This window comes from Candidatus Hydrogenedentota bacterium (assembly GCA_035416745.1).
Classification (GTDB): domain Bacteria; phylum Hydrogenedentota; class Hydrogenedentia; order Hydrogenedentales; family SLHB01; genus UBA2224.
Map to the genome: position 1 here is coordinate 21,191 of DAOLNV010000043.1, position 5,092 is coordinate 26,282.

Annotated in this window: 3 protein-coding genes; all 3 read right to left on the reverse strand. The window is 64.6% G+C overall.

Going from position 1 to position 5,092, the window contains the following annotated elements; all coding sequences use genetic code 11:
* Positions 1-670, reverse strand: a 670-nt coding sequence (locus PLJ71_13460; GenBank protein HQM49690.1) for a HAMP domain-containing sensor histidine kinase, incomplete at its 3' end; no start/stop codon positions are given.
* 125 nt (positions 671-795) lie between these two features.
* On the reverse strand, positions 796-3,426 hold the full coding sequence (locus tag PLJ71_13465; protein HQM49691.1) for a beta-galactosidase: 2,631 nt from the start codon (positions 3,424-3,426) through the stop codon (positions 796-798).
* A gap of 15 nt (positions 3,427-3,441) precedes the next feature.
* Entirely contained in the window at positions 3,442-4,944 is a 1,503-nt protein-coding gene (locus tag PLJ71_13470; GenBank protein ID HQM49692.1) for a hypothetical protein, read from the reverse strand.
* Positions 4,945-5,092 lie beyond the last annotated feature (148 nt).

Below are 5,092 nucleotides of genomic sequence, written 5' to 3' on the forward strand. Positions count from 1 at the left end.
CGCCCAAATCAGACCGCTCCGCCCACACGCGGCCCCCGGCACGGCCAATCATCGCGTGCACAAAGGGCAACCCCAAACCTACGCCCGGGGTCGAAGAGCCCGAAACGTTTTGCGTGCGCACGAAGGGCCGAAATACCGCCTCGCGCTCCGACTCCGGGATTCCGATGCCAGAATCCTCGACGGTAAACCGCACACGTTTGGTATCCTCACCCGGGGCGACGCTGAGACGCACGTGGCCGTGATCGGGCGTGTACTTGAACGCGTTGTTGAGCAACGCGTGGCATACTTCCGACAGCTCATCTTCGCTCGCGCGCACCCACACCGGTTCGACGGGCGTATCGCACCTGACCTGTATCTTCCGCCGGATGGCCGCGCCCGCGTACTGCCGTTCCGCGTTTCGCACCGCCCGGGCAAGATCCGCCACCGACGACGGCGGCTCCGTCGATTCCGCCGCGCGCGCAATGGCCAGCACACGGTTCCCCGCGTCCATGGCCTCGCGGCACCGCTGCCGCACCCGCTCGAGCAGGTCCCGCTGCTCCGCCGTCAGTTTCCCCGCGTACCCCTCGAGAAGAATCTCCATCTGCGACAACGCCGCATCCAACGGTGACCGCAATTGATGCGCCATCAGCGCCGCGAAATGGAGTTGGCCTGACTGTTCCTGATTGCTCATGTCCCGGGACCAATCTTGCTCGCCATTCACGAAGGTTCACCGCCACGAGTGTAGCGATTCGCGCGCATCGTGTAAATGTCGCCGCACCGCGCCGATCCGCCGCGGACATCCCTTCCACCCGGCGTTCAATCGGCCTCGACCGTGTAAAACCGGGTCTCCCCTTCCGCGAACTCTTCCGCAAACCCCGCCACGCGCCCCAGTTCAGCCTCATCGGGCAGGGTTCGCCGTACCGCAAACGTCCCGGGCAACCGAACCGTCTTCATGCCGCCAGTAGTAGCCGTCACGCTCAGAAACTCGCCGTCAGTCGTCAGCACGTCGTCGGAGTCCAGATATACATGCACACCCGACGCCGCAAGGATGTTTCGCAGCAGTTTGGCTGGCGCGTTCAGCGTGCCGATATAGACAGAGAAGCCCCCGTCCCGGCGCAGAGCGGCCGCTCCGGGACCACCGTCCCCGAACCGGCCGAGCACCTCGACCCCGGACGATTCCTCGATCCGCCACAACGGTTGAAGAGCGGTTGACACGCCAAACGGCGTTTCCGGCAGCCCGGCACAAAGCGGCGAACCTGTTTCTGGCGCGATCAGCGCGGCCACGCCGCCCTCCACTTCGCGCACGGGCATCCCGAGAAGCCTCCCTAGATTCTGAGTCTCGGGCCGGTCACTGATGAATCCGCTTCCATAGAACCACACGGCGGTTCTGCCTGCGGTCGCGCGCCCGGCCGCCTCGCGCTGAGCCTCAGTCAGCCGGAAACACCCGATGAACAGGTAAGCCTTGTGCCCGGGCACGCGGCCCGCCGTCAAATCCCTGAGCAGGTACTGCCGGAACGGGACTCCCATGCGATAGAGCTGAGACCGGAACTGGCTGGCCAGGGACCGCATCACCTCTGCGTTGCTGGCGAGGTACAACGGGCTGGCTTCGTCCACAATCACCGCGACTTCCGGCGACCACCGCGCCGGACGGCCGATGTTCGCGTCGTAGATGGCCCGCAATTGTCCGATGTTCCCCCAGATGCGCTCGTCGGCAAGCCAGCCCTCGCCGCCGAGGTCCATGTACCAGCAAGCCAGCCTGCGCGGCAGCAATTGGCTGAAGTTGCGCTGATGCACCCACTGCGTATGTTCCAGCGTCGACACGCGCCCGTACCCCGAGTCCTCGGGCGTCAGAAACGTGCGCGTGTCGTCCTCGTTCAACCAGAGCTTGCCGTGCTCGCGCACCGAGTCCACCGGAACCATGAACGCGCCGATCCCGCCGAGGCCGCGGTCGCCGTACGAGATGGGCGAACAGACGATGTCCACGTCCGGGCACTCGAGCAGCCGCGCCAGCGCCAAGTGGCCGCTTGACTGGGGCCCGAACGGCAATCCGCTGATCTCGAAGTAATACCCGTAGAAAAACACCACGAGCTTCTTCCGGGCACAGGCATCCTTGACTGCCGCGGCAATCAACTCGAGCGGCTCGACCATGGCCACCTGCAGGTACTCGTAGAAATCGATGGTCTTCTGTTCGCGCGCGGGATCGCGGAACAGGCCCGACGACGACGTGACGCGCTCCTCGACCGACGGGACTCCCACGCCCTCGAAGGTTACGGCTGAATCGGCCCACGCCCCGCGCAAAGCTTCTTCCGTCGCGTACTTCTTGCGCAACCACCCCGCAAATCCGCGTTGCATGGCCGGACTGAACCCGCAGTGCAGCCCATCCCATGTCTTGGGATAGAACCATTCGCCCGTGTGTTGCGCGCAGGGATGGTACCCGAGCATGTGGTCCCCGTAACGCGCCTCGCAATGTTCGACCAGAGCCCGCACATGCCGCAGCATCTCCTCGCGCCACACCTCGGATGCCACGCACACCGGTTGCCGGCTCCCGTCGTTGAATTGAAGCGCCTCGTCGGGATGTCCCTCGTACCACCAGCCCGGAGGGTCACAGCCAAACCGGGGCAGCATCAAAGCACCGGGATCAGCGTCGAGCACCCGCTCCAGCACCACGTCCACCGCCGAAAAATCCGCCGCCTCGCCGGGTTTCGGCCACGGCATCCCAATGCTGAACGAGTGAATGTGCACCCCCGCCGCCGCGGCCATCCGCACCTGCTTGTGCAGCCATGAATCATACGCCCCCGAGTAGATGGTCCACGGCTCGCCGTGGTGCAGGGCCATCATGTCGCCGGTCCTCGTGCCGTCGGCCTTCATCCACACCGAAAACGTGTAGGTCTTGCCTCTCTCGACCGACAAGCCGGTCTGGAAGAAGTGCGCGTGCATGGTGCTCGAGCCCGGTTTCACCACAGTCAACCGGCAACTCTGTTCTCCGCCGTGTGTGACCTCGTTGTCGAACGCCCACGACGCCTCCGCCCCCTCCTCGGTCTTCACGAATAGATGCCACGCACGGTCCGCCGCCGCACGGTCACATTCCCAGCCCCCGCACTGAAGCCGGTCCTCGACCGAGTCCGGACGGTACTCGCCTTCGTAGAACCGCGCATCGTCAATCCACACGGTCCCCGGCGCGTTTCCGAAACGCAGATGCACCCCGCAATTGCCCGAGTTATCTTCCGGCGCCGTGAACGTGACGTCGTACTCGGCCCATTCCGTCCCCAACCGCACGACCGTCGCCCCAGGACCCTGGTCCCACCCGAAAAACATCAACGGGGACCGCGGCGCGCCATTCACAAACAGCGTCGGCGACCCCAAGTGGTCCTTCACCTCCGCCGTCAGCTCCGCCCCCGCCGTTCCTGCCAGCAAGAACACGACTATCACAGTCAATCGCGACCGCATCGTTGTCTCCTTCACCTACTCGCACCAGAACGCATAGAGAAGAGCGTTCTCCACCCGGAACCGGAGCGACACCGGCCCTTCGACGCCATCCAGACCGCCTTCTTCCCAGGCCACGGCGATATCCAGACCGTCCTCCTTGACAGGCGCCGATTTTGCCATCACCCCGCCGTCCTGGTTGAGCACTTCCACTGTGACGGCGCCGAAATCCGCGTCGGCGTTCACATGAAGCTTGCTGCCCGCGATGGTCACGGGCCTGGTCACGACGGTCCCGCCATCAAACGAGGCCCCCAGCGACACAAACCGGTCGCGGAGAATGCTCGCGAACCCGACCGCCCCGCCGGAAACGCCCTTGTCGGCGCCCTCGTACGGACTGTGCCGGTAGGTGCGCCCGCCATAATAAAACCGCAACTCATCGCCCACTTCGATGGGAGGATTGTTCGCGGCGGAGTTATTGAACCGGTCCCAGCTTCCCACTTCACCGCAGGGGATGAACGGCGTGCGGTCACCTACCCGCTCGAAATGCACCGTGTCCTGGCTCACGCCAAGCTGCAGGTCGAGGAACACGTCCTCGGGACGGCTCTGAAACCGCTGCACCAGAGCGACATATTGCGCGCCGTAGGGGAAAACGTTCATGCCGTAGATTTCGGTCGCGACGGGGTCGTTCACGTCCGCCTCCATCACCACTGGCGCGGTCGCCGGGTCTTTCAAATCCCACTGCAAAAAATCGGGCGATTCGGCGCGCGCCACCGCGCGTCCCCAGAAGTTCTTGTCAAACCACGCATCACCGCTCCAAGCCGACTTGACTTCGTCGGCCACATGTTTCGTCCGGCCATACAGGACGTGCCGCTCGCCCGCCGGGTCGTACATCCAGTGCGTGGCCCCGTCGCAAATGGCTTCCGTGGCCCAGTTGTCAACCAACGTCCAATGAATCCCGTCGGGACTTGCCGCCACCCCCAGACCCCGGCGCTGATTCCCGTGGAACGGGTCCCGCCGGGGCCCGTCGTAATCGCGCTGGATGCTCAGAAAACCCATCTTGTAGCGCCGCCCGGGATCCTGTTCGCGCCCATCCTTGAACACCCCGAACATTTCATAAAAGTAGGGAAGGTAGCCGGGCGCGCCTTCCGCGGCATCCCTGTCGATCACCACGTTCGTCGGCCGGCCTTCGTGTTGAACGACGTCCAGCGCCGGTTTCCGCCACGTGATGCCGTCGCTGGATTCCGCGTACGCGACGCCCTTCGAGCACAGGTACCATATGCGGAACGTGCCGTCGTCCTCGCGCAGCACAGACCCGTACACCAGCGCCATCGCCCCTTCCCACGGCTCCGTCGCCTTCAGAACGGGATTCCCCGCGAACTTCGCCGCCGGATGAATGGTCCGGGTCACGTTCTCCATCGACAACACGACCGCGTCGTCGAGAAACAGCCGCTTGCGGACGTCGAGTTTCAAATCCCCCGCCGCCGATTCCATGCCAGCCGCCCACAACATACAGCCCAGGAAAAGACAACTCATCGCGCGCATTGCCAGATCCTCCCCAACCGCCGCGGCTCCGCTGTGGCGTGGTCTACAATCCCTTCACACACTTCGCACGTCCACACCCTTCATACGCATCACGTCCTCCTCCCGCCGTGGCGCGGCCTCCTCCGCTGTGGCGTGGTTTCCTGACCAC